At 63.6% G+C, this 21951-nt stretch carries 23 protein-coding genes and 1 pseudogene; 10 read left to right on the top strand and 14 right to left on the bottom strand.

Annotated features, from left to right (window positions below):
* Positions 1–114 precede the first annotated feature (114 nt).
* From hslU to hslV, 4 genes are read right to left on the bottom strand one after another with little or no spacing between them, the layout of a single operon-like run.
* Entirely contained in the window at positions 115–1416 is a 1302-nt protein-coding gene (gene hslU, locus JQ574_RS09005) for an ATP-dependent protease ATPase subunit HslU (protein ID WP_212383449.1), read from the bottom strand.
* A gap of 41 nt (positions 1417–1457) precedes the next feature.
* Positions 1458–2069 (bottom strand): DUF2585 domain-containing protein, encoded by a 612-nt coding sequence (locus JQ574_RS09000; RefSeq protein ID WP_212207587.1) that lies wholly within the window; start codon positions 2067–2069, stop codon positions 1458–1460.
* Positions 2066–2548 carry a GNAT family N-acetyltransferase gene (locus JQ574_RS08995; protein WP_212207586.1) on the bottom strand — a complete coding sequence of 161 codons (483 nt, stop codon included), beginning with the start codon at positions 2546–2548 and terminating at the stop codon, positions 2066–2068. The genes JQ574_RS09000 and JQ574_RS08995 overlap by 4 nt, the downstream gene beginning before the upstream one ends.
* A gap of 15 nt (positions 2549–2563) precedes the next feature.
* Positions 2564–3115, bottom strand: coding sequence for an ATP-dependent protease subunit HslV (gene hslV, locus JQ574_RS08990; protein WP_212207585.1), 552 nt, complete (start codon positions 3113–3115; stop codon positions 2564–2566).
* 179 nt (positions 3116–3294) lie between these two features.
* On the opposite strand from hslV, the gene hisB reads away from it, so the two are divergent.
* The 7 genes from hisB to coaA all read left to right on the top strand — a co-directional run bounded on the left by hisB (position 3295) and on the right by coaA (position 8101).
* Entirely contained in the window at positions 3295–3888 is a 594-nt protein-coding gene (gene hisB, locus JQ574_RS08985; protein WP_212207584.1) for an imidazoleglycerol-phosphate dehydratase HisB, read from the top strand.
* A 135-nt stretch (positions 3889–4023) separates the two neighbouring features.
* Positions 4024–4554, top strand: coding sequence for a DUF2628 domain-containing protein (locus tag JQ574_RS08980; RefSeq protein ID WP_212207583.1), 531 nt, complete (start codon positions 4024–4026; stop codon positions 4552–4554).
* Entirely contained in the window at positions 4551–5201 is a 651-nt protein-coding gene (hisH, locus tag JQ574_RS08975; protein WP_212207582.1) for an imidazole glycerol phosphate synthase subunit HisH, read from the top strand. The genes JQ574_RS08980 and hisH overlap by 4 nt, the downstream gene beginning before the upstream one ends.
* On the top strand, positions 5189–5938 hold the full coding sequence (gene hisA, locus JQ574_RS08970; RefSeq protein ID WP_212207581.1) for a 1-(5-phosphoribosyl)-5-[(5-phosphoribosylamino)methylideneamino]imidazole-4-carboxamide isomerase: 750 nt from the start codon (positions 5189–5191) through the stop codon (positions 5936–5938). The genes hisH and hisA overlap by 13 nt, the downstream gene beginning before the upstream one ends.
* Before the next feature lie 10 nt (positions 5939–5948).
* The gene (gene hisF / locus JQ574_RS08965) at positions 5949–6725 is read left to right on the top strand and encodes an imidazole glycerol phosphate synthase subunit HisF (RefSeq protein WP_212207580.1); all 777 of its coding nucleotides are present in this window, start codon (positions 5949–5951) and stop codon (positions 6723–6725) included.
* Positions 6726–6805: 80 nt separating this feature from the next.
* Complete coding sequence (locus tag JQ574_RS08960; RefSeq protein ID WP_192736143.1) at positions 6806–7129, top strand: phosphoribosyl-ATP diphosphatase; 324 nt, start codon at positions 6806–6808, stop codon at positions 7127–7129.
* A gap of 15 nt (positions 7130–7144) precedes the next feature.
* A complete protein-coding gene (gene coaA / locus JQ574_RS08955) occupies positions 7145–8101 on the top strand; it encodes a type I pantothenate kinase (RefSeq protein WP_192736144.1) in 957 nt (318 codons plus the stop codon).
* Positions 8102–8201: 100 nt separating this feature from the next.
* On the opposite strand, the gene JQ574_RS08950 is transcribed toward coaA, so the two are convergent.
* The 3 genes from JQ574_RS08950 to JQ574_RS08940 form a co-directional block, all read right to left on the bottom strand.
* Positions 8202–10451, bottom strand: a complete 2250-nt coding sequence (locus JQ574_RS08950; RefSeq protein ID WP_212207579.1) for an ATP-binding protein — start codon at positions 10449–10451, stop codon at positions 8202–8204.
* Positions 10452–10601: 150 nt separating this feature from the next.
* Positions 10602–11069, bottom strand: a complete 468-nt coding sequence (locus JQ574_RS08945) for a hypothetical protein (protein WP_212207578.1) — start codon at positions 11067–11069, stop codon at positions 10602–10604.
* 1003 nt (positions 11070–12072) lie between these two features.
* Entirely contained in the window at positions 12073–13611 is a 1539-nt protein-coding gene (locus JQ574_RS08940; protein ID WP_212207577.1) for a YifB family Mg chelatase-like AAA ATPase, read from the bottom strand.
* A gap of 175 nt (positions 13612–13786) precedes the next feature.
* Here JQ574_RS08940 and JQ574_RS08935 point away from each other — a divergent pair.
* Positions 13787–13973: pseudogene (locus tag JQ574_RS08935) on the top strand (type II toxin-antitoxin system HicA family toxin).
* Between the two features lie 76 nt (positions 13974–14049).
* On the top strand, positions 14050–14442 hold the full coding sequence (locus JQ574_RS08930) for a type II toxin-antitoxin system HicB family antitoxin (protein WP_212207576.1): 393 nt from the start codon (positions 14050–14052) through the stop codon (positions 14440–14442).
* Positions 14443–14499: 57 nt separating this feature from the next.
* On the opposite strand, the gene JQ574_RS08925 is transcribed toward JQ574_RS08930, so the two are convergent.
* The 5 genes from JQ574_RS08925 to rsmI form a co-directional block, all read right to left on the bottom strand.
* Complete coding sequence (locus JQ574_RS08925) at positions 14500–14811, bottom strand: hypothetical protein (RefSeq protein ID WP_249119214.1); 312 nt, start codon at positions 14809–14811, stop codon at positions 14500–14502.
* Positions 14812–14943: 132 nt separating this feature from the next.
* Positions 14944–15915: an MBL fold metallo-hydrolase gene (locus tag JQ574_RS08920; RefSeq protein WP_212207575.1), complete on the bottom strand. Its 972-nt coding sequence runs from the start codon at positions 15913–15915 to the stop codon at positions 14944–14946.
* A 158-nt stretch (positions 15916–16073) separates the two neighbouring features.
* Positions 16074–17021, bottom strand: a complete 948-nt coding sequence (gshB, locus tag JQ574_RS08915; protein ID WP_212207574.1) for a glutathione synthase — start codon at positions 17019–17021, stop codon at positions 16074–16076.
* Positions 17022–17052: 31 nt separating this feature from the next.
* Positions 17053–17466, bottom strand: coding sequence for a YraN family protein (locus JQ574_RS08910; protein ID WP_212207573.1), 414 nt, complete (start codon positions 17464–17466; stop codon positions 17053–17055).
* A complete protein-coding gene (gene rsmI / locus JQ574_RS08905; RefSeq protein ID WP_212207572.1) occupies positions 17453–18412 on the bottom strand; it encodes a 16S rRNA (cytidine(1402)-2'-O)-methyltransferase in 960 nt (319 codons plus the stop codon). Before rsmI ends, JQ574_RS08910 begins: the two co-directional genes overlap by 14 nt.
* Before the next feature lie 366 nt (positions 18413–18778).
* On the opposite strand from rsmI, the gene JQ574_RS08900 reads away from it, so the two are divergent.
* Positions 18779–19993 carry a penicillin-binding protein activator gene (locus tag JQ574_RS08900; protein WP_212207571.1) on the top strand — a complete coding sequence of 405 codons (1215 nt, stop codon included), beginning with the start codon at positions 18779–18781 and terminating at the stop codon, positions 19991–19993.
* Between the two features lie 3 nt (positions 19994–19996).
* On the opposite strand, the gene JQ574_RS08895 is transcribed toward JQ574_RS08900, so the two are convergent.
* Together JQ574_RS08895 and JQ574_RS08890 are read right to left on the bottom strand one after the other, a co-directional pair.
* Positions 19997–20839, bottom strand: coding sequence for a hypothetical protein (locus tag JQ574_RS08895; RefSeq protein WP_212207570.1), 843 nt, complete (start codon positions 20837–20839; stop codon positions 19997–19999).
* The gene (locus JQ574_RS08890; protein ID WP_212207569.1) at positions 20836–21948 is read right to left on the bottom strand and encodes an aminotransferase class I/II-fold pyridoxal phosphate-dependent enzyme; all 1113 of its coding nucleotides are present in this window, start codon (positions 21946–21948) and stop codon (positions 20836–20838) included. The genes JQ574_RS08895 and JQ574_RS08890 overlap by 4 nt, the downstream gene beginning before the upstream one ends.
* Between the last annotated feature and the right edge of the window lie 3 nt (positions 21949–21951).

The following is a 21951-nucleotide window of genomic DNA, read 5'->3' as shown; positions in this document are numbered from 1 at the left end:
GGGACCCATACGCCGCGGCCGTCGTTGCCTAGCACAAGGGTTGATGGCTTCGTTCAACAATAGACGACCGGGGTTATGGGTCCCGGCTCAAGGCCGGGACGACAATCTTTGATACTACAAAATAAACCGGCTCAAATCCGCGTTCTTGGCGAGATCGCCGACATGCTTCTGCACGTAGTCGGCATCGACCTTGATGGTCTCGCCGTGGCGGTCCGGGGCGGCAAAGGAAATCTCGTCGAGCACGCGCTCCATCACCGTCTGCAGGCGCCGCGCGCCGATATTCTCCACGGTGGAGTTGACGGCGACCGCGACATCCGCCAGCGCGTCGATCGCTCCGTCGGTGATGTCGAGCGTGACGCCTTCGGTCTGCATCAGCGCGATATATTGCTTGATCAGCGATGCCTCCGGCTCGGTCAGGATGCGGCGCATGTCGTCGCGCGTCAGCGCTTCCAGCTCGACACGGATCGGCAACCGGCCCTGCAACTCGGGCAACAGGTCTGACGGTTTTGCGATATGGAACGCGCCGGACGCGATGAACAGGATATGGTCGGTTTTGACCGCGCCGTGCTTGGTCGAGACGGTGGTGCCTTCGATCAGCGGCAGCAGGTCGCGCTGCACGCCTTCGCGCGAGACATCGCCGCCGGTGCGGCCGTCGCGCACGCAGATCTTGTCGATCTCGTCGAGGAACACGATGCCATTGTTCTCGACCGCGTTGATCGCTTCCAGCACCAGCTGGTCGCTGTCGAGCAGTTTGTCGGATTCTTCGTTCACGAGCGTCTCGTGCGAGTTTTCGACCGTCAGGCGGCGGGTCTTGGTCCGTCCGCCCATCTTGCCGAAGATATCGCCGATCGAAATCGCACCCAGCTGGGCGCCGGGCATGCCCGGAATTTCGAACATCGGCATGCCGCCGGATGACGACGTCTCGATCTCGATTTCCTTGTCGTTGAGTTCGCCGGCGCGCAGCTTCTTGCGGAAGGAATCGCGGGTGGCGGGACTGGAAGCCGGCCCGACCAGTGCGTCGAGCACGCGCTCCTCGGCCGCGAGTTGGGCGCGGGCCTGCACGTCTTTGCGTTTGCGCTCGCGGGTCTGGGAGATCGCGACCTCGACGAGATCACGGATGATCTGCTCGACGTCGCGGCCGACATAACCGACCTCGGTAAACTTCGTGGCTTCGACCTTGATGAAGGGGGCGCCGGCCAATTTCGCCAGCCGTCGCGCGATCTCGGTCTTGCCGACGCCGGTTGGCCCGATCATCAAGATGTTTTTCGGCAGCACCTCCTCGCGCAGATTGCTGGTGAGCTGCAGCCGCCGCCAGCGGTTGCGCAGCGCAATCGAGACGGCGCGCTTGGCGTCGGCCTGGCCGACGATGAAGCGGTCGAGTTCGGAGACGATTTCACGGGGGGAAAAGTCGGTCATTGGCTTTAGCTAGGGTGAAATTTCGTTCGCGGCAAGGCGGCCTAGATAATCGGCGGGCCGGCCTGCCACTGCTTTATCGCTTCAAGGGGGTAGAGCAGCATGATGATGTTCAGCGCCAGATTGTCCCGAATGTGCAGCGCCAACACGATTTCGAACACCAGGGCCAGCGCCACGGTGGCCGCGACCGGGAGTTTTTTCGCCAGCAGGAAGCCGCCGATCATGGCGAAACTGTCGGAGATCGAATTGACGATGGTGTCGCCGTAATAATCCAGCGAGATGGTGGCGGCACGATAGCGGTCGATGATCAAATTTGAATTCTCGACCAGTTCCCAGGCGCCCTCGACCAGCATCGCGAGGATCAGCCGGCCGGGCCAGGCCAGCCGCGGAAACACGAGATGGGCCGCGCCATAAAACAGGAAGCCGTGCAGGATATGCGACAGCGTGTACCAGTCGGCGATGTGCTGCGAATTTTCCGAGCTCTGCACCACGCCGTGCCAGAGTTTGACGTAGCCGCAGGCGCAGATCGGCAGGCGGCCCATCGCATAGAGGATCAAGGCTTGCAGCACCAGGATGACGGCGGCCATCAACAGCCAGCGCCCGGCCGTAACACTGTTGGCGAAGGGAGGCCGTGCGGCGGCGCTGTCTGTAGTCATAGGTTGCGGACCATCAGCAGAGCCTCGCCGTCGGGGGTATCGACCAAGCGATCTCTAACGAATCCCGCCTTCTCATAGGCCCGTATGGCGCGACCATTCGTTGGCTTGGGATCGAGCACGACGCGAGGCGTGTCATTCCTCAGCAGCCCTTCAATGAAGGCGCTGATGAATGCAGACCCGTGGCCCCGCCCCATCATATCGGCTTCGCCGATAAACTGGTCGATCCCCCGTGTGCCGAACGGCTGCTGACCAAAGCCGCTATCCCAGTCGCTCATTCGATAGCATTGCAGATAGCCGAACGGCTGGCCATCCAGCGTCACGATGAATTGCGCCACATCAGGATGATCCAGGTCGCCACTGACGAACTCGAAGGTCTCGGGATCATGCCACCATTCGGCGACATGGGGTTCCAGAAGCCAACGCTGAATCAGCGGCAGATCGGCCGTGGTCATCGGGCGGAAGACATAAGGCGGAGCCATGACCGGCCACTCTCCCTAAAGGGTCTCGATCGTCACGTTGCGGTTGGTGTAGACGCAGATATCGGCGGCAATATCCAGCCCGCGGCGAACGATGGCCTCGGCATCCTTGTCGGTATCAATCAGCGCACGGGCGGCGGCCAGCGCATAATTGCCGCCTGAGCCGATCGCCATCACGCCGGCCTCCGGCTCCAGCACGTCGCCAGTGCCGGTCAGCACTAGCGAGACGTCCTTGTCGGCGACGATCATCATCGCTTCCAGGCGGCGCAGATAGCGGTCGGTGCGCCAGTCCTTGGCGAGTTCGACCGCGGCGCGGGTCAATTGACCCGGATACTGCTCCAGCTTGCTCTCCAGCCGCTCGAACAGGGTGAAAGCATCAGCGGTGGCGCCGGCAAAGCCGCCGATAACGTCGCCCTTGCCGAGTTTGCGGACCTTCTTGGCGTTGGATTTGATCACGGTCTGGCCGATCGAGACCTGGCCGTCGCCGCCGATCACCACCTTGCCGCCCTTGCGGACCGTTAAAATGGTGGTGCCGTGCCAGACCGACGGCTCGTTTGGGGATGCTTGCATGAAATACCTCGTGTCCGACCAGATTTAGGGGTTCGAGCGCACCGTTACAATCGGCCGGATTTGGTCACTATAGGGGGAAGTTGAGCCTTTTAAGCACGATCCCGCAGTGGCGAAGGCGACTTCGGCCTGTTAAAAGGGCCGCGTTTTCGGCCGGGAAGAGGCAAAGGAAAGCACATTTCATGCGCACAGCGACCATCAAGCGCAAGACCAAGGAGACCGACATCGAGGTGGCGGTAAACCTCGATGGCACGGGCGTGTCCAAGGTTTCGACCGGTATCGGCTTCTTCGACCATATGCTCGACCTCCTGGCCCGGCATTCGCGCATCGACATCACAGTCAAGGCGGATGGCGATCTCCATGTCGACCATCACCACACCACCGAGGACGTCGGCATCGCGCTGGGTCAGGCCGTCAAGCAGGCGCTCGGCACCATGGCCGGGATCACCCGCTATGCCTCGATCCACATGCCGATGGATGAGACGCTGACGCGCGTCGTGATCGACATTTCGGGCCGGCCGGTGCTGGTGTTCAAGGCCGATTTTCCGCGCGACAAGATCGGCGAATTCGACACCGAGCTGGTTCGCGAATGGTTCAACGCGTTCACGACCAACGCCGGCGTGACTTTGCACGTCGAAACCATATATGGCGAGAACAGCCATCATATCGCCGAATCCTGCTTCAAGGGTTTGGCCCGGGCGCTTCGGACGGCGGTTGCCATCGACCCAAAAACCGCAGGCGAAGTGCCATCCACCAAGGGTCAGCTCGGCGGCTGATTTTGGACCATGATCTGGACCCGGGGCCCCGCTGGCGAAAGTGGGCACCGGTTTCCCCGAAACGGTCCATGCTTGAACTAAAAGGCTGATCGGACTGACCAATCAGCTCGATCTGGTTCGCGGCGGAGAGTGACGATGCCGGTCTATACAGTGCATGCCCCGGTCAATGGCGGCGCCGATCTGGCGTCGACCGACAGGTTTATTTTCGTCCGCGACGGCTTCCATTTCTGGGCCGCGGTGGCGAGCCTGCCGTGGCTTGTCTGGCATCGTCTGTGGCTGGCGCTGATCGGCTGGATCGCGCTGACAGTTGCGATTGCATTCGGCCTGAGGGCGCTTGGCGCCGGCGGTGGTACCATCCTGTTCGCCAATTTCCTGGTTGCGGTTCTGATGGGCTTTGAAGCGGCCAGCCTGCGGCGCTGGACGTTCTCGCGGCGCAAATGGCGGCAGCTCGATATCGTGGTGGCCGATGACGAGGAAGCCGCCGAGCAGCGCTTCTTCGATCGCTGGACCGCAAGGCAGCGCGGTCTCACCAACGACCAATGGGCGGTTGAGCGCGGCGGACCGCCGCCGACCCGCAACATTCCGGGCCAGCCATTTTCAAAACCGCCGCCGATGCCGCAAGGCGGCATCATCGGCCTGTTTCCCGAGCCGGGAGGATTGCGATGAGCGTTGCGATCATCGATTACGGCTCGGGCAATCTGCACTCGGCGGCTAAGGCGTTCGAGCGCGCCGCGCGCAGCATGGAAAGTTCGCCGAAGATCATGGTGACGCGCGATCCCGAAGCGGTATTCCGCGCCGATCGCATCGTGTTGCCCGGCGTCGGTGCCTTCGCCGATTGCCGCAGGGGCCTCGATGCCGTCGACGGCATGCTCGAGGCAATGACGGAAGCCGTGCGTTCCAAGGCGCGGCCGTTCTTCGGCATCTGCGTCGGCATGCAGCTGATGGCGACGCGCGGCAAGGAGCATGTCACCACCGACGGCTTCAACTGGATCGCGGGCGACGTCGAAAAAATTACGCCGCGCGAGGAGAACTTGAAGATTCCCCACATGGGCTGGAACACACTCGACATGGTGCGCGAGCACCCGGTGCTGGAGCGCCTGCCGCTCGGGCCGAAGGGCCGCCACGCCTATTTCGTGCACTCCTATCACCTCAACGCCTCGCATGAAGCGGATGTGCTGCTGCGCGCCGAATATGGCGGGCCGGTAACGGCGATGGTCGGCAAGGACACCGCGATCGGTACGCAATTCCACCCGGAAAAGAGCCAGCGTTTCGGGCTGGGTCTGATCTCGAACTTTTTGAAATGGAAGCCGTGATCCTTTTTCCCGCTGTCGATTTGAAAAACGGCCAGTGCGTGCGCCTCGAACAGGGCGACATGGCGCGGGCGACCGTGTTCAACCTCGATCCCGCGGCGCAGGCGCGCGCCTTTGCCGATCAGGGCTTTGAATATCTGCATGTCGTCGATCTCGACGGCGCCTTTGCCGGCAAGCCGATGAATGCGCTCGCCGTCGAAGGCATGCTCAAGGCGGTTACGATGCCGGTGCAGCTCGGCGGCGGCATTCGCGACCTCAAGACCATCGAGGCCTGGCTCGACAAGGGCATTGCGCGGGTGATCATCGGCACCGCGGCGGTGCGCGATCCGGAACTGGTGAAGAGCGCCGCGAAGAAATTCCCCGGCCGGGTTGCGGTCGGTCTCGACGCCCGCGACGGCAAGGTCGCGGTCGAAGGCTGGGCCGAGACCTCGCAGGTGACCGTGCTCGAAATCGCGCAACGGTTCGAGGACGCCGGCGTCGCCGCGATCATCTTTACGGACATCGCGCGCGACGGCCTGCTCAAGGGCCTTAACCTCGACGCGACGATTGCGCTGGCCGAGAGCATCTCGATTCCCGTCATCGCCTCCGGCGGCTTTGCTTCCATCGAGGACGTCAAGGCGCTGCTGGAGCCGCGCGCCAAAAAGCTGGCGGGCGCGATTGCCGGCCGTGCGCTCTATGACGGCCGGCTCGATCCCGCAGCCGCATTGGCGCTGATCCGCAACGCGCGCAGCGCGGCGTAGGGAGACTACAATGTTCAAGGTCCGCGTGATCCCCTGCCTCGACGTCAAGGACGGCCGCGTGGTCAAGGGCGTCAACTTCGTCGATCTGCGCGACGCCGGCGATCCCGTGGAAGCGGCGATTGCGTATGACGCCGCCGGCGCCGACGAGCTCTGCTTCCTCGACATCACCGCCACCCACGAGAACCGCGGCACCATGCTCGACGTTGTCAGGCGGACGGCGGAGGCCTGCTTCATGCCGCTGACGGTCGGCGGCGGGGTGCGGACGATTGACGACATCAAGACGCTGCTGCGATCCGGCGCCGACAAGGTCTCGATCAACAGCGCCGCAGTTAGCAACCGCGAATTCGTCAAGCAGGGCGCCGAGAAGTTCGGCGAACAGTGCATCGTGGTCGCGATCGACGCCAAGCGGGTCAAACGCGCCGGCGGCTCGGACCGCTGGGAGATTTTCACCCATGGCGGGCGCAATTCGACCGGGATCGACGCCATCGAATATGCCCAGGAAGTGGTCTCGCTCGGCGCCGGCGAAATCCTGCTGACCTCGATGGACCGGGACGGCACAAGGCAGGGCTTCGACCTGCCGCTGACACAGGCCATCGCCGACAGTGTTCCCGTACCGGTAATTGCGTCCGGCGGCGTCGGCAATCTCGACCACCTCGTGGACGGCATCCGCCAGGGCCACGCCACCGCGGTGCTGGCGGCCTCGATATTCCACTTCGGCGAATTTACCATTCGCCAAGCCAAGGAGCACATGGTGCGCGCCGGGCTGCCGATGCGGCTCGATCCCTGACGACTCCCCGTCACAAAAGTGCTAAGTCCGTGATCGGGATGGCGCGGGCCTTCAGCCGGCGCACGTGTTGAGTTCAGTCGATGCCACGTTTCACCATTCATGATCTGGCCGCCACCATCGATGCCCGGGCCGCATCGGGGGGAGAGGCGTCCTACACCCGCAAGTTGCTCGACAAGGGCGCGGAGCACTGCGCCAAGAAGCTGGGCGAGGAAGCGGTCGAGACCGTGATCGCCGCGGTCGAGAACGATCGCGACCACCTGATCGCCGAAAGCGCCGATTTGCTGTTTCATCTGCTGGTGCTGCTCAAAGCGCGCGGCGTGACGCTGGAAGAAGTCGAGACCGCACTCGGGCAACGTACCAACCAGTCCGGGCTGGAAGAAAAAGCCGCGCGCAAGCGCGATTGAGCAAGAGGCGACGCCATGGATATTCGGGCGACGGACCAGCAATACAACCCCTACCGGATCTTCACCCGCGAGCAGTGGGCGCGATTGCGCGACGACACGCCGATGACGCTGGAGCCGGGCGAGTTCGAACGGCTGCGTTCGCTGCACGACCGCCTCGATTTGCAGGAGGTCGAGGACATCTTCCTGCCGCTGTCGCGGCTGCTGTCGATCTATGTCGATGCGACCTTGCGGCTCTACCAGGCGCAGCGTCAGTTCCTCGGCATCCGCGACCGCAAGGTGCCCTATATCATCGGCGTTGCCGGCTCGGTGGCGGTCGGCAAATCCACCACCGCGCGCGTGCTGCAGGCGCTCTTGGCGCGCTGGTCGCCGCGGCCCAAGGTCGAAATGGTGACGACCGACGGCTTTCTGTTTCCGAACGCCGTGCTCGAGCGGCAGGGCCTGATGCAGAAGAAGGGCTTTCCCGAGAGCTACGACCTGCCGATGCTGCTGTCGTTCCTGAGCGACATCAAGGCCGGCCGGCGGCCGGTGCGCGCGCCGGTCTATTCGCATTTGACCTACGACATCGTTCCCAACCAGTGGATCGAGGTCGACCGCCCCGACATCCTGATCGTCGAGGGCGTCAACGTGTTGCAGACCGGCCGCCTGCCGCGTGACGGCAAGGCGGTTCCTGTGGTCTCCGACTTTTTCGACTTCTCGGTTTATATCGACGCCGACGAAGCGGTGCTGCGCCAATGGTATGTGCGGCGCTTCCTCGCGCTGCGCGACACGGCGTTTACCGATCCGCGGTCTTACTTCCATCGTTACGCGCCGCTCTCCGACGAGGAGGCGACGGCAACGGCGCTGGCGATCTGGGAACGTACCAACCTTGCCAATCTCGAAGACAACATCTTGCCGACCCGGCCGCGCGCGACGCTGATTCTCAAGAAGGGCGCCGATCACGTCGTCGAGACGGTGGCGCTGCGGCGGCTGTAGCTAGCTTCGTAGGATGGGTTGAGCCCTTGCGAAACCCATCAGCGTCGTCGCCAGTCATTGATGGGTTTCGCGAAGAGCTCAACCCATCCTACGATTGATATCACGCCGCGATGTGCCGCGACGCTGCCAGCCCTGCGATCGCCTCCGCCAGTTTCTCGCGGTCGAGCGGCTTGATCAGGAAACCATCCATTCCGGCTTCGAAACAGGCGTAACGATCTTCCACCAGCGTGTTGGCGGTCAGCGCCAGGATCGGCGTCCGGCGGCCGGGCAGGCCGGATTCCAGCGTGCGCATCCGCTTGGTGGTTTCGATGCCGTTGAGCTGCGGCATCTGGATGTCCATCAGCACCAGATCATAGCCCGCGCCGGCTGACTTGGCCGACAGCCAGGATTCCAGCGCCTCTTCGCCATTGGTGGTGATGACGGCCTGGTGCCCCAGCCGGCTCAGCAAGGAGCGCATCAACAGCGCGTTGATCTCATTGTCTTCCGCGACCAGGATCGAAAGCCCCTTGCTCGCCGGCGCCGGCGTCGGGGCAGGCTCGTCGAGGCCGGTCATGGCATCGCTGACGACGCTGGGCGCCGAGATCTCCGGCGTCGCCGTCAGGCGCGCCGCGAGCGAGGCGGCGCGGAGCGGCTTGACCAGATAGCCGGTGAAGGGGGATGCCGCTGATGGTTGCAGCTCCTGCCGCGTGGCCGGCGTGAACATCACGATGCGCTGGGTGGCGTGCAGCCGTGCGGCCTCGCCGAACGCTTCGATGGCTTTGGTGCCGAGCGCGTGATCGATCAGGATGGCGTGCCAGAGCCGCTCCGGCAACAGCGCCTGGGCGACGTCGGCGTCGGAAACCATGCAGGTCTGGCCGCGCCAGCGCTGCAGCCGCCGCGCGGTCAACGAGGCCTCGATGCTTTGCGGCGACACCAGCATGATCGACTGGCCGGTCAGGTCGGGTGCGGCAAACGTCTTGGGCGTGCCGGAATCGGAGGCCGGCAGCGGGATCGTCACCTCGAACGTCGAACCTGACCCGGGCTTGCTCTCCAGCGTGATGCGACCGCCCATCCGCTTGACGATGCGGTCGCTGATGCTGAGGCCCAATCCGGTGCCGCCATAGCTGCGCGCGATGCGGTCGTCGGCCTGCTCGAATTCGCGGAAGATGCGGTCCTGCGCCTCGGGAGCGATGCCGATGCCGGTGTCGCGCAACACAAAACTGATTTCACCCGGACGGATGCCGGGCTCGACAATCAACGCGACGCCGCCGGTCGCGGTGAACTTGATGGCGTTGCCGGCGAGATTGAGCAGCACCTGGCGCAGCCGCGCCGCGTCGCCAACCACTTCCATCGGCAGGCGCTCGTCGATATAGGCGGCGATCTCGAGCTTGCGGGCCTGCGCGCGCGGCGCCAGCAATTCGGTAATGCCCTCGATCAGCTCCGGCAGCGCGAAGGCGCGATGTTCGAGGTCGATCTTGCCGGCCTCGATCTTGGAATAGTCCAGCAGCTCCTCGATCAGCGACAGCAGCGCGTCGCCGGAGGTCTTCACCGCCTTGACGTAGGTGGTCTGTTCCGGCGTCAGCGGCGTATCCAGCAGCAGCCCGCTCATGCCGATGATGCCGTTCAGCGGCGTGCGGATCTCGTGGCTCGCCATGGCGAGGAAGCGCGACTTGGTGCGGCTGGCGGCATCGGCCTGATCGCGGGCCTCGGCCAGCGCGCGCTCGCTCTCGGTGCGGTTGGTGACGTCGCGGCCGACGCTCTGCATTTCGGAAGGCCCGCCGGCATCGTTGCGCACCAGCGCTTCACGCCAGGCGATCCATCGTGGCCCCTCGGGACCGGCGATCTTCTGGTCATGGATACGCGTCCCGTTCCACTCCAGCACGCTGTCGCCCTGTTCCAGAATTTCGAGCGTGGCGGTGCTGCCGATCAGGGCCTCGCGCGGCGCTTGCGCCAGTTCGCAATAGGCATCGTTGACGAAGGTGATGCGGCCGTCGGTGTCGCGCAGGATGATCAAATCGCCCTGCGATTCGAACAGGCGGCGGGTGCGCTGCTCGGCCTCCTGCAGTTCCCAGTTGCGGTCCGCCATCGCTTCATTGTGCAGGGCGACCTTGTGCATCTTCTTGCGCAGGAAGCGAAACCGGGCGCTCTGGGCGGCCAGGGCGACGCAGGCGATCGCGAACAGGAAACTGATGCCGATCGCAAAGGTGTGCGGATTGTAGCCGGATATTTCCGAGCGGCTTGCGGTAATGAAGCCGTAGGCGCCGCCAAAGGTGGCGGAAAAGACGATGAACGAGCGGAGGGTGAAGCTGACCCAGGGATACCGGCGGCCAAAGCGGCGGAAGTATAGTTTGATCCGGTAAGTCCGCCCCATCGTCAGTTACCCTGAGATTGTTTGCTCGAATTGAGGCGGCTCGATTCGCCCGGTGCGTCCCGAGAGACGATGCGTCGCCGATCTTGAAAAGTGCTTGAGGCTGGCTGCCTTTCGCGGGTGCGATAAGAACAGGGTTGATGAAGTGTTAACTCACAGCGAGGCGGCCACGACGCGAGGCTGTGCGCCGCGGGCGCTGACGATGAGAGCGGCGGCATCGCGCACCGAAAAGCTCTTCGAGCGCACGAAGATGCGGTAATCGGCGGGTCCCTCCGTCGAGAGATAGATGACGGGTTCGGACGGCGACGGCGAACTGGAAATCGCGACCAGCTGCGGCGGCGAATGGCTTTCGCAGGCCCCACGCTCGGTGCTGTCGACGTCGTCAATGACGGTAAAGTCCGCCGCTTCCGCGCTGTCGGAGATCTGGACGCGGACGGTGGCGCGGCCGGGATCATGAGTGAAACTGACGTGACGTTCGGCCTGCCAGGACAGCGCCGCGATCTGGACCGAAGCGCCCGCAACCTCGATGCAGGGGCGCGGACCGGTCGAAAACTCGCCGCGGGCGAACAGGGCGACGACGGCCAGCGGAACCACCGAGGCCAGAACCTTGAAACGCAACATGACACTACCCACTCAGCACAAACCCGCGACAGGGAGCTTATGGTTGGCAGAGGGTAAAGAAAACTCGTTACTACGGGGTTTATGAGGCGCGGTGTCGTCCTCCGCGAAAGCCCAGTACGCCGCGGCTTATCGGTTCAATCATCGTCGTCTCTGGGATACTGGATCACCCGCATGCGCGGGTGATGACAACTGAATATGTGTTCGCGATCTCGCGACGCATTGCGCCCGAGCTTTGTAAATTCGTTCCGCCCCCAGAATTAAGAGGGCGCAGGGAATGCCGGATGCGCGCTGCACCCGCGGTCCCGTGTGCAATTTGCACAGAAAAATGCGCACACGAGCATACAGGGCAGCGGAGAACATCCGACATTCCCTGCGCAGTGGCTTTACGGCTTATGCCGTGCTCTCCCCGGAGACGAGTTCTTGATTGACTCCGTCACTGCCGTTTCCGCTTGCGCTTCTCCGACAGCTTGACACCAGCAACGGGTGCCAGGACCACACGGTTTTGCCGTACGCTCGATCCACGCCATCGTCAGACGTGAGCCCAGCGTCCACCGCAACCCGCCCAACGTCCGTGACGACGGCCGACGCCCTTCTGACCAGGGCGGGATGGCGATAGATGCGCACTGATTTGGGCCGGCCGACAACAGAAATATTTTTGATTTACAGAAATTTTCTACTTGACATGATTTCTGAAACTCAGAACTGATTTGCCCGTCGGGTCAATTTGTCGCGACAAGATTAGAAAGCGGCCCGCCGGGACGGCTTGCGTGGTGCCAGAGTGACGACTTGGCGACTGCGGGTCCGGCACAGTCCTAAGGCAACAACCGCAGTTGAATTGTTTCGGCTTTCTGACTCCCGAGTGCAAGAGGTGATCGTTCGATCTTGTAGGATGGGTGGAGCCAACGGGTCGCGCCAATGCGCGCCCGATGACAGGCTCCGCAATACCCATCAATGGCTGGCGACGAAGCTGGTGGGTATCGCTGCGCTCCACCCACCCTACGACTCACGCCGCGCGCCGCGCATCGTCGGCCAAGGCGCGATACGACAACGCTTCCGCCAGATGCAGCCGGCCGATCTTTTCCGCGCCGTCGAGATCGGCCAGCGTGCGGGCGACGCGCAGCACGCGATGATAGCCGCGCGCGGTCAGCTTCATGGTCTCGGCGGCGTCGCGCAGCAGCTTTTGTCCCTGCGCATCCGGCTGCGCTATGGTTTCCAGGAGCGACGCCGGCGCTTCGGCATTGGTGCGGACATGCGGCATGCCGGCGGCGGCGTAACGCGCGAGCTGAACGTCGCGCGCGGCGGCGACACGGGCGGCGACTTCGGCGGAGCCTTCGCTCGGCGGCGGCAGGATCAGGTCGGCCGCGGTCACCGCCGGCACTTCGATGCGCAGGTCGATGCGGTCCATCATCGGCCCCGAAATACGCACCTGATAATCCGACGTGCAGCGGTCGATCCGGCCGCGCTTGCAGGAATAACCGGGCTCATAGGCATGGCCGCAGCGGCACGGGTTCATCGCTGCGACCAGCATGAAGCGCGCCGGATAGGTGACGCGGTGATTGGCCCTGGACACCGCGACCTCGCCGTTTTCCAGCGGTTGGCGCAGCGAATCCAGAACGCGCGGATCGAACTCCGGCAATTCGTCGAGGAACAGCACGCCCTGATGCGCCAGCGAGATCTCGCCGGGTTTGGCGCGCATGCCGCCGCCGGTCAGCGCGGCCATGCTGGCGGAATGATGTGGCGCCCGGAACGGCCGCCGCGCCGTCAATGCGCCGTCGCGGATTTCGCCGGCGACCGAGGCGATCATCGAGACTTCCAAAAGTTCGGACGGCGACAGCGGCGGCAGGATCGAGGGCAGCCGCGCCGCCAGCATCGACTTGCCGGCGCCTGGCGAGCCGATCATCAGGAGATGATGTCCGCCGGCCGCCGCGATCTCCAGCGCGCGTTTTGCGCTTTCCTGGCCCTTGATGTCGCGCAAGTCGAGCAGCGTTTCCTCGCGCTCGTGGACTTTCGGCTGCGGCCGCGACAGCAACTGCGAGCCCTTAAAATGGTTGGCGATCTGGATCAGCGATTTCGCCGCGATGATCTGGATGTCCGTACTCGCCCAGGCGGCTTCCGTTCCGCACGCTGCGGGGCAGATCAGGCCTTCATCGCGCGAATTGGCGCCGATCGCCGCCGGCAGCACGCCCGCGACCGGCGCGATTGATCCGTCGAGCCCGAGTTCGCCGAGCACGGTAAAACCTGAGAGCGCGTCCGGCGGAATCGCTCCGATGGCAGCCATCAGGCCGAGCGCGATCGGGAGGTCGTAATGGCTGCCTTCCTTGGGCACGTCGGCGGGGGCGAGGTTGACGGTGATCCGCCGCGCCGGCAGCGCCAGCCCCGAGGCGATCAGCGCCGAACGTACCCGCTCGCGCGCCTCGGAAACCGCCTTGTCGGGCAGGCCGACGATCGCAAACGCCGGCAGCCCGGGCGCGACCTGCACCTGCACGTCGACCGCGCGGGCCTCGATCCCCTCAAAAGCGACGGTAGAAACGCGTTGGACCATGCTGACCCCATGCTTCTACCGAGGGTAGCGGAACCAGGTGAGATGTGCAAGAACATTGCGGGAACAACAGGGATCGTGGAGCTCGCCGTTTTGCGGCAAACTCTCGTTTTGGTGATGTGTATTTATATGCATTCTTTGCTGGATTCTTTGACGTTCGGGTGTGTATAAATACACCATGAAGTCGCAAGACATCATAAAAGCCCTGATGTCGGATGGTTGGACGCAGGTCGCCAAGAAGGGCAGCCACGCCCAGTTCAAGCATCCGACAAAGCCGGCCGCGTGACAGTCCCGCACCCAAAGAAAGACATCCCTATTGGGACACTAGGAGCATCGGGAAGCAGGCCAACCTAAAGCTTACTTGAATACCTGAGTTCGAATGTGACTAGAGCCGAGCGGCTCTACCTTGAGAGCCAGTGCTCACCCTGCAGGAGCAGATCAATGCGGCAGTTCATTGCCCTCATCCATAAGGATGCTGATAGCGATTACGGCGTATCGTTCCCCGACCTTCCAGGCGTCATCAGCGCTGGGAGCACGCTAGACGAAGCGCGAACTATGGCGGCTGAAGCGCTCGCCTTTCATCTTGAGGGCCTGGCAGAGGATGGCGAAGCTGTACCTGAGCCCTCTTCGCTGGAAGAGATAATGGCCAACCGGGAAAATAAGGACGGCGTAGCTGTTCTAATCCAAGCGCCAGCCGCGAACGTGAAAAGCGTGCGCATCAACATTACACTGCCAGCGGACGTGCTTGAGCAAATTGACCAGTACGCGGAACGAGAAGGATTCACACGGTCGGGATTTCTAGCCCAGGCCGCAAAGAAAGTGATGGCTGCATAATTGCCAGGGAGGCGGCACACGTGACAGGCCCCCGTGGCTCTGAAGGAAAGCCGCCCCTCAATTCAGCTTACTCGCCGCAACCACGGCCACATTCGCCGCCGGCTGCTCCAGCATCTTCAGCGCGGCATCGAGGCCGTTGCGCAAATTGACGGCGGCGTTCTGGCTGCAGCGCAGGCGGCCCGAGGAGATGAATTTTACCTCGGTCGAACCATCAGTCTTGGGAATGAGAATTCGGGTGGCGAGTTCGATCTCGACCGAGCCGTTCATGGTGCCGTAGGCGCCGACGATGTCGAAATAAACCAGCGGGGCGGCGGCGCCGCTGTCCTCATAGATTAGGTCGCCCGGTTTGGGGTTCGGTTGGTCGGTCAATGGGCTCTCCTAGATAGCGTCAGGGTCAGGATTCACTGAACCTTGCTTACGCCAGTCTGGGGTCGATCCCTAGTGCCGGGTTCAGCCCGGCGGTATTCGGGGCCAGCACGGCCGGCCCCGAATAATTGCAGCTTAAAGATTCATCACCATCGCCGACGGATAGTAATGGAAGCCTTCGGTGGTCTTGCCGATGTGGCCAAAGCCGGGCCAGGCGAAGTGATAGGACATGACCGGGGTCTTGTTGGCCGCGATCATGTCGAGCAGTTTCACGCGCGTGTCCGCCGCCTGCTTCGGATCCGAGTCGTAGGAGAACTGCATCCGCGGCTTCTCCAGCAGCAGTATCGGGTGGTGGGTGAGGTCGCCGAGGAAGGCAAAGGATTTGCCTTTCGACGTCACCATGAAGATGGTGTGGCCGACGGTGTGGCCGGGCGCCGCGATCGCGGTCACGCCGGGCAGGAATTCCTGGTTGTCCTTGATGAAGACGATGCGGTCGCGCACCGGCATCAGATTTTTGCGGGCGTGAATCACGAAATCCTTCAGCGGACTGCCGAGCTTGCCTTCATCGGTCCAGAAATCGAAATCGCTCTGGGTGATGTAGACCTGCGCGTTGGGGAACAGCGGCTTGTCGTCGGCGCCGACCAGGCCGCCGATGTGGTCGATATGAGCGTGCGAGCACACCACGGCGTCGATATCGCCGGGCTTGATGCCGGCTTCCGCCATGCTCTTCTGCTGGCGGCCCGTGGTCGGCCCGAACGCTTTCGAAGTGCCCATGCCGGTGTCGAACAGGATCAGCTTGTCGCCGGTGTTCACGATTGGCGAGTTCTGCTCGAGCACGACATTTTCGGGATCGAGGAAGTTGTCGGTCAGCATCTTCTTCACCTCTTCGTCGGAGACGCCGACGAAGGTGCCCTTTGGCGGGCCGAGCGGCAGCGGGCCGTCGGAGACCACGGTTACCTCGGCGTCACCGAGAACGAAGCGATGCCAGTAGGGCGTCTGCGTGCCGAGCTTCGGCGCTTTCGCCAGCGCGCTGCCGCCGAGCATGGTTGAGGCACCAAGCCCTGCGCCGAGGGCAAGCAGGGACCGTCGCGATACGTCCATCGTCATGGGTCTTCCTCCATTGTTTTTATAGAATTTGGATTTGTCGCCCGGACAGATTCATCCGCGGCGACAGGCTGCTCCCGCGCCTCGAAATTGGCAAGTAGGATTAGACGCCTGCCAGGCGTGCAGGCGAAGCGTGCCGGCGCACAACCGCGCGAAGAAAATTATTTCTTGGCTCGCTTCGCCTCAATGGTGTCCCAAACCATTGCTGCGACATCCGGGCCGTCGAGCCGGGCGATGGCGCGGATGCCGGTGGGCGAGGTGACGTTGATCTCGGTGAGGTTGCCGTCGATCACGTCGATGCCGACCAGCAGCAGGCCGCGTTCGCGGAGATGCGGGCCTAGCGTGTCGCAGATCTCGCGCTCGCGCGGCGAGAGGTCGGTGGCCTGGGCGGCGCCGCCGCGCACCATGTTGGAGCGCAGATCGTCGGCGGCCGGCACGCGGTTGACGGCGCCGGCGAATTCGCCGTCGACCAGGATGATGCGCTTGTCGCCGTGTTTGACCTCGGGGAGAAAACGCTGGATCACCCAGGGCTCCCGGAAGGTGACCGAGAACATGTCGAACAGCGAACCGAAATTCATGTCCTGCGGCATCACGCGAAACACCGCGGCGCCGCCATGGCCGTGCAACGGTTTCATGACGACGGCGCCGTGCTCGTCGCGGAACGAATTGATCTCATTGATGTCGCGCGAGATCAGCGTCGGCGGCATCAGCTGCGGAAAGTTCAGCACGAACAGTTTTTCCGGCGCGTTGCGCACGCTGGCAGGATCGTTGACGACCAGCGTCTTGGGATGGATGCGCTCCAGCAGATGCGTCGAGGTGATGTAGGCGAGGTCGAACGGCGGATCCTGCCGGAGAAGTATGACGTCGAAAGCGTTGAGCGCCGTGCGGTGGGGTTCGCCGAGGGTAAAGTGATTGCCGGGCTCGTCGCGCACGGTCAGCACCTGCACCGGCGCCACCAGTTCCTCGCCGCGCAGCGAGAGCTGGTCCGGCGTGTAATAGGAAATCGCGTGGCCGCGCTTCTGCGCTTCCAGCAATAGAGCAAAGGTCGAATCGCCGCGGATGTTGATACGCGCGATGGGGTCCATCTGGACGGCGACATTCAATTTCATGGGGCAGGTCCGGGTCTCTGGAGGGGTCTATTTACACGCTGGCGTCGAATGCCGCTAACAGATGGCGTGGCAAGCGCCGCGGCGCAATCAGGATGGCGTCGAATCGCAGCTCGAATTCGGCATGTTCGGGATGCGCCATCAGCCAGGCCTGCGCGGCATCGATGATGCGGGCCTGTTGGCGCGGCGTCACCGCATAGGCGGCGTCATCGAGCCGGGCTCGGGCCTTGACCTCGATGAAGGCGATCAGATTGCGCTTTTTGGCGACGAGATCGATCTCGCCATAGGGGGTTTTGAAGCGCTTGGCGAGAATGCGGTAGCCCTTGGCCATCAGGAACGCGGCGGCGCGGGTCTCGGCCGAAAGCCCGGTCTGGAACGCGGCGACCCGCTCGGGCGCTGCGAGTTTTGTGGACGGGTCGGGCGGCGTGGCGCCGTCAGTCTTCGCCATCGCCGTCTCCATCTCGAATTTCTTTGGCAAGCTCGAGCGCGCGGGCATAGACCTCGCGGCGCGGGTGGCCGGACAGCTCAACGGCATGCGCGACCGCATCCTTGACGCTGCCCTGGGCAAGCGACGACCGCAGAAGGTCGTCGAGGTCGGACTCGGTCATGACAAGCGCATCCGCCCGGGGTGGGCCGACCACCAATACGAATTCGCCCCGCGTCTCCAGCGTGTCGGCGGCCTCTGCCAACTTCCCGATGGGGGCGCGCGAAATCTCTTCATGCAGTTTTGTCAGTTCGCGGCAGATCGCGGCGTCGCGCTCGGCCATGATCCCGGCGAGATCGCCCAGCGTATCGGCGATGCGGTTGCCGGATTCGAACATCACCAGCGTGGCGTCGATCCGGGCAAGTTCTGACAAGCGCGTGCGGCGCGCCTGCTGCTTGGCGGGCAAAAATCCCTCGAAGAAAAACCGGTCGGTGGGCAATGCTGCGACCGATAGTGCCGTCAGCACCGAGGAGGCGCCCGGTACCGCGATCACGGCATGGCCGGCGGCGCAGACCTCGCGCACCAGCTTGAAGCCGGGATCGGAGATCAGGGGTGTGCCGGCGTCCGAGACCAGCGCGATCGAGGCGCCCTGCGCCAGCTTTTCCAGGATTTTTGGGCGCGCCAGCGCGGCATTGTGCTCGTGATACTGCTTGAGCAAGCCTGAGATCGCGTAGCGCTCGGTCAGGCGGCGGGTGATGCGGGTGTCCTCGCAGGCGATGATGTCGACGCCGGCCAGGGTTTCAAGTGCACGCAACGTGATGTCGCCGAGGTGGCCGATCGGGGTGGCCACCAGATAGAGCCCGGGAACCGGCTTTGGGGCGGTCAGGACATGGCCGCCGATCGAAAAAGTGCGGTCCCTAGAACCTGGTTCGGCTTCAGGCCCGTAGTTGGAGCTGGTTTTTGCGCGCATAATGCCAATCTAGAGCGTTTTCAAGCGAAGTGGATACCGGTTCGCGTCAAGAAAACGCGTCGATACAAAGACCGGGTGTTCCGGTTCTGATAAGATCAGAACCGGAACACAGTGGGAGTAGCGCCAGCGCCACAGCGCGGTGGCAAGGTTGGTGCTACGCATCACGGGAGGGGGCAGGTATCCGCAACCGGCGGCGGGGCCGCGGGATCATAATCCTTTTGTTTTGGTTAACTAATCGCCGACAATATGCCTGAATCCGCCCGCCTTTATTCCGGAGGTTGGAGCCTTAGGGTTCAGGTCCTTTGAGGTTCAAGTCCTTGCGGTTCAAGTCCTGGCCGATCAAGGTCGGTCAAGAGAAGAGATAAGATGGTGGGCCCGCTCAATCGCAAACCTCAATCGTCGGGCGCAACCCGGCGGACGGCGGTCGGCCTTATTCTCGGCGCGCCGCTGCTGGGCGCCTGCTCCAGCGTGCAGCAGAGTTTTGGCCAGTTTTCCAACCCGTTCTCCTCGCCGCAACCCGAGGCCGGGCCCGCCGGCCCGCAGCAGCAGCCGCTCGCGGTCGGCACCGGGCAGGTCAAGGTCGGCGTGATCCTGCCGCTCTCGGCCGCCGGCAATGCCGGCGTCGCCGCGCAGTCGATGAAGAATGCCGCCGAGATGGCGCTGGCCGAGTTCCAGAATCCCAACATCCAGCTTCTGATCAAGGACGACGGCGGCAGCCCGCAAGGCGCCAGCCAGGCAACCCAGCAGGCGCTCGGTGAAGGCGCGGAGATCATCCTCGGCCCGCTGTTTGCGCAGTCGGTTCCCGCGGTCGCGCAGCAGACGCGCGCGAAGGGCGTGTCCGTGATTGCGTTCTCGACCGATTCGAGCGTGGCCGGACGCGGCGTCTATCTGCTCAGCTTCCTGCCGGAGTCCGACGTCAACCGCATCGTCGATTACTCGGCCGGCATCGGCAAGAAATCCTTTGCGGCGCTGTTGCCTGACAACGCCTATGGCAATGTGGTGGAGGCCGCCTTCAAGCAGGCGGCGGCGCGCAAGGGCCGCATCGTCGCATTCGAAAAATATGGCGCGGACCGCTCGGCCGCCGTGCGCACCGTCTCGCAGTCGCTCGGCCAGGCCGACGCGCTGTTCATGGCCGATGACGGCGATTCGGTGGTGGCGACGGCCGACGCGCTCACCGCGGCAGGCGTGAATTTGCGCAACATCCAGTTGCTCGGCACCGGCCTGTGGGACAATCCGCGGGTGTTCGGTAGCCCGGCGCTGCAGGGCGGTCTCTACGCGGCGCCGGATCCGTCGGGTTTTCGAAGTTTCGCCGGCCGCTACCGCACCAAATATGGCGGCGAGCCGGTGCGCACCGCGACGCTGGCCTATGACGCGGTCGCGCTGGTCGCCGCATTGTCGCGTACGCAGGGCGCGCAGCGCTTTGCCGCGGAAACGCTCACCAACCCGTCGGGCTTTGCCGGCATCGACGGGCTGTTCCGCTTCCGCTCCGACGGCACCAACGAGCGCGGGCTTGCGGTCATGAAGGTGGGCCAGGGCGGCAGCACGCCGGTTGCGGGCTCGCCGAAGAGTTTTGGCGCGTAATTACTAGCTCGGTTTCGCGTTCGCGAATTCCGCCTCGTAACGGCGGCGGTTGCTCCAATAGATATTGGCGAACAGCGCGGCTTCCTGGCGGTAGGGGATGTGATCTTCGGCGTCCTGACCGGCCTGCGCCTCGATCCAGGCCGCGTGCTCCGCGATCGCGCCCGCCCGATCGCCGCGCAACGCCCTGATCTGGAAATCGAACATGCGGCTTTCGATCTCCAGATAGCGATCGTACCAGCAGGTTGACCATTGGCGGTTCTGCAGCGCGAAGCGGCGGATCCAGCGCTCCGTCAAATCCATCTCATGTTCGGGTTTTGAAAACATCACGTCGCGCCGCGCTTCCTGCAGCGTTTCGATCGCAACGGGCTTGTTCCTGGCCCACAGCGTCTGCATCGCGGGATCGGACAAATAGCGGTCGGCATAGATCGGATGCGCAAAGGCCTGTTCGCGCAGATGCGGCAGTTCGAAATAGATCCGGATCTCCGAACAGACGCTGGCTTTTAGTTCATTGTCTTCCATCTTGCGGTGGAAGGCGTCGAAACCGATGCCGGGAAAGTAGGGCATGAACGCCGCGTGGAACATCTCGTGCAGGCGGTAGAGGTCCTCGATCGCGGGATTGCCGTAAGCGCGGTTCATGGTGACGCCCCACCAGGAGCAGAAATGCGCGCGCTCCAATCGGTCGTCGGTGGAGTCGCAGAACAGTCGCGGCAGGCTGGCGAACTGCTCGACGATGTCGTGAATGAATCCGCCTTCGGCGTGCGAGGCTCGGATCGGCGCGCTGCGCCACAGACCGTGCACGTGGCGGTGAATCTCCTTTGCATGCGTCAGGGCGACCAGGTTTTTCACGGTGCGCCTCCAGGAGCGGCGATCGGCCCGGCGGTTCCGATCATCTCGGCCATCGTTGGCGTCAGACACAGCCGCAAACGTGCATTGGGATCGCCGGCCGGGCGGCGCAGGAAATCCGCCAGCGCAGGATCGGTGGCATTTGCTTCTGCTTGGGCCAGCACGCTGACGTCGCAGGGGGTCAGCGTCAGCCCGAGACGTCGGCCGATCTGAATTGCCGCCTCCCGCTGAACGTTTCTGTAGCGGCGCGGCAGCTCGAACACGTCGTGACGCTCGAGCAGCGCCATGCCGAGCTGCAGCGAGGTGAGATTCTTGAACCATTGATTGCCGAACAGGCTCGGCATCGCGTTCCGGCACAGCATGCCGCCGATGCGGTCGTAATAGACTCCGAACGGTTTTGACAGGCTGAAGGCCAGCGCCTGCACCGCCGGACTGTCGGCGGCAATTTTTGCGGCAGGCGCTTCGGCGATCGAGCCGACATAGGTGACGTCGAGCAGCACGCGGGGCTTTTCGGCGGCGGCGAGCAGCGCCAGAAAATCATTGGCGTGCGGCCAGACATTGCCGTCGATCGCCGATGGCTGGCTCAGGCAGAACAGTGCGTCTGTGGGCAGCGTGCGCGCGACGGCCTGCCAATGGCTGCGCGGATGTTCGATCACGGCAATGCCGCAGGCTTCGGCATAGGCCTTGTAGCCTTCATACTCGCCGGCGAAGACATGCACTTCCGGATTGAATTTTTCGACGCGGGCGCGGTTGCCGTAGGCGGTGATGACGTGAAACAGCGCTTCACTGCCGCCGGCGGTCGGATAACGCCAGGGAAACCCGGCCGCATCGATCGCGACCACGGGGGTCGCCCACGCCATCCAGCGCTTGATGAAGGCTTCATGCGAGGCGAACTGCTTGCCGGTCCAGGCGTCGCGGAATTGTTCGAGATGATGGCGCCGCGCAGCGTCGGGGCCGGCGACGGCATTGCCGAGAATGAAATTTTTCGCGGCTTCGGTCTCTGATGTGACCAGCGCATAAACCGTCTTGCTCGCGCCGGCGCTTTTGACGCGGCGGTCGAGTTCAGGATCATGGATCGGCGGGGTGATGGTCCGGTCGTTCACGATCGTCATGCA

The organism is Bradyrhizobium sp. AUGA SZCCT0158 (assembly GCF_018130065.1).
Taxonomy (GTDB): Bacteria; Pseudomonadota; Alphaproteobacteria; order Rhizobiales; family Xanthobacteraceae; genus Bradyrhizobium.
The sequence above is the reverse complement of the archived record's forward strand: the minus strand, read 5'-3'. Positions and strand labels throughout refer to the sequence as shown.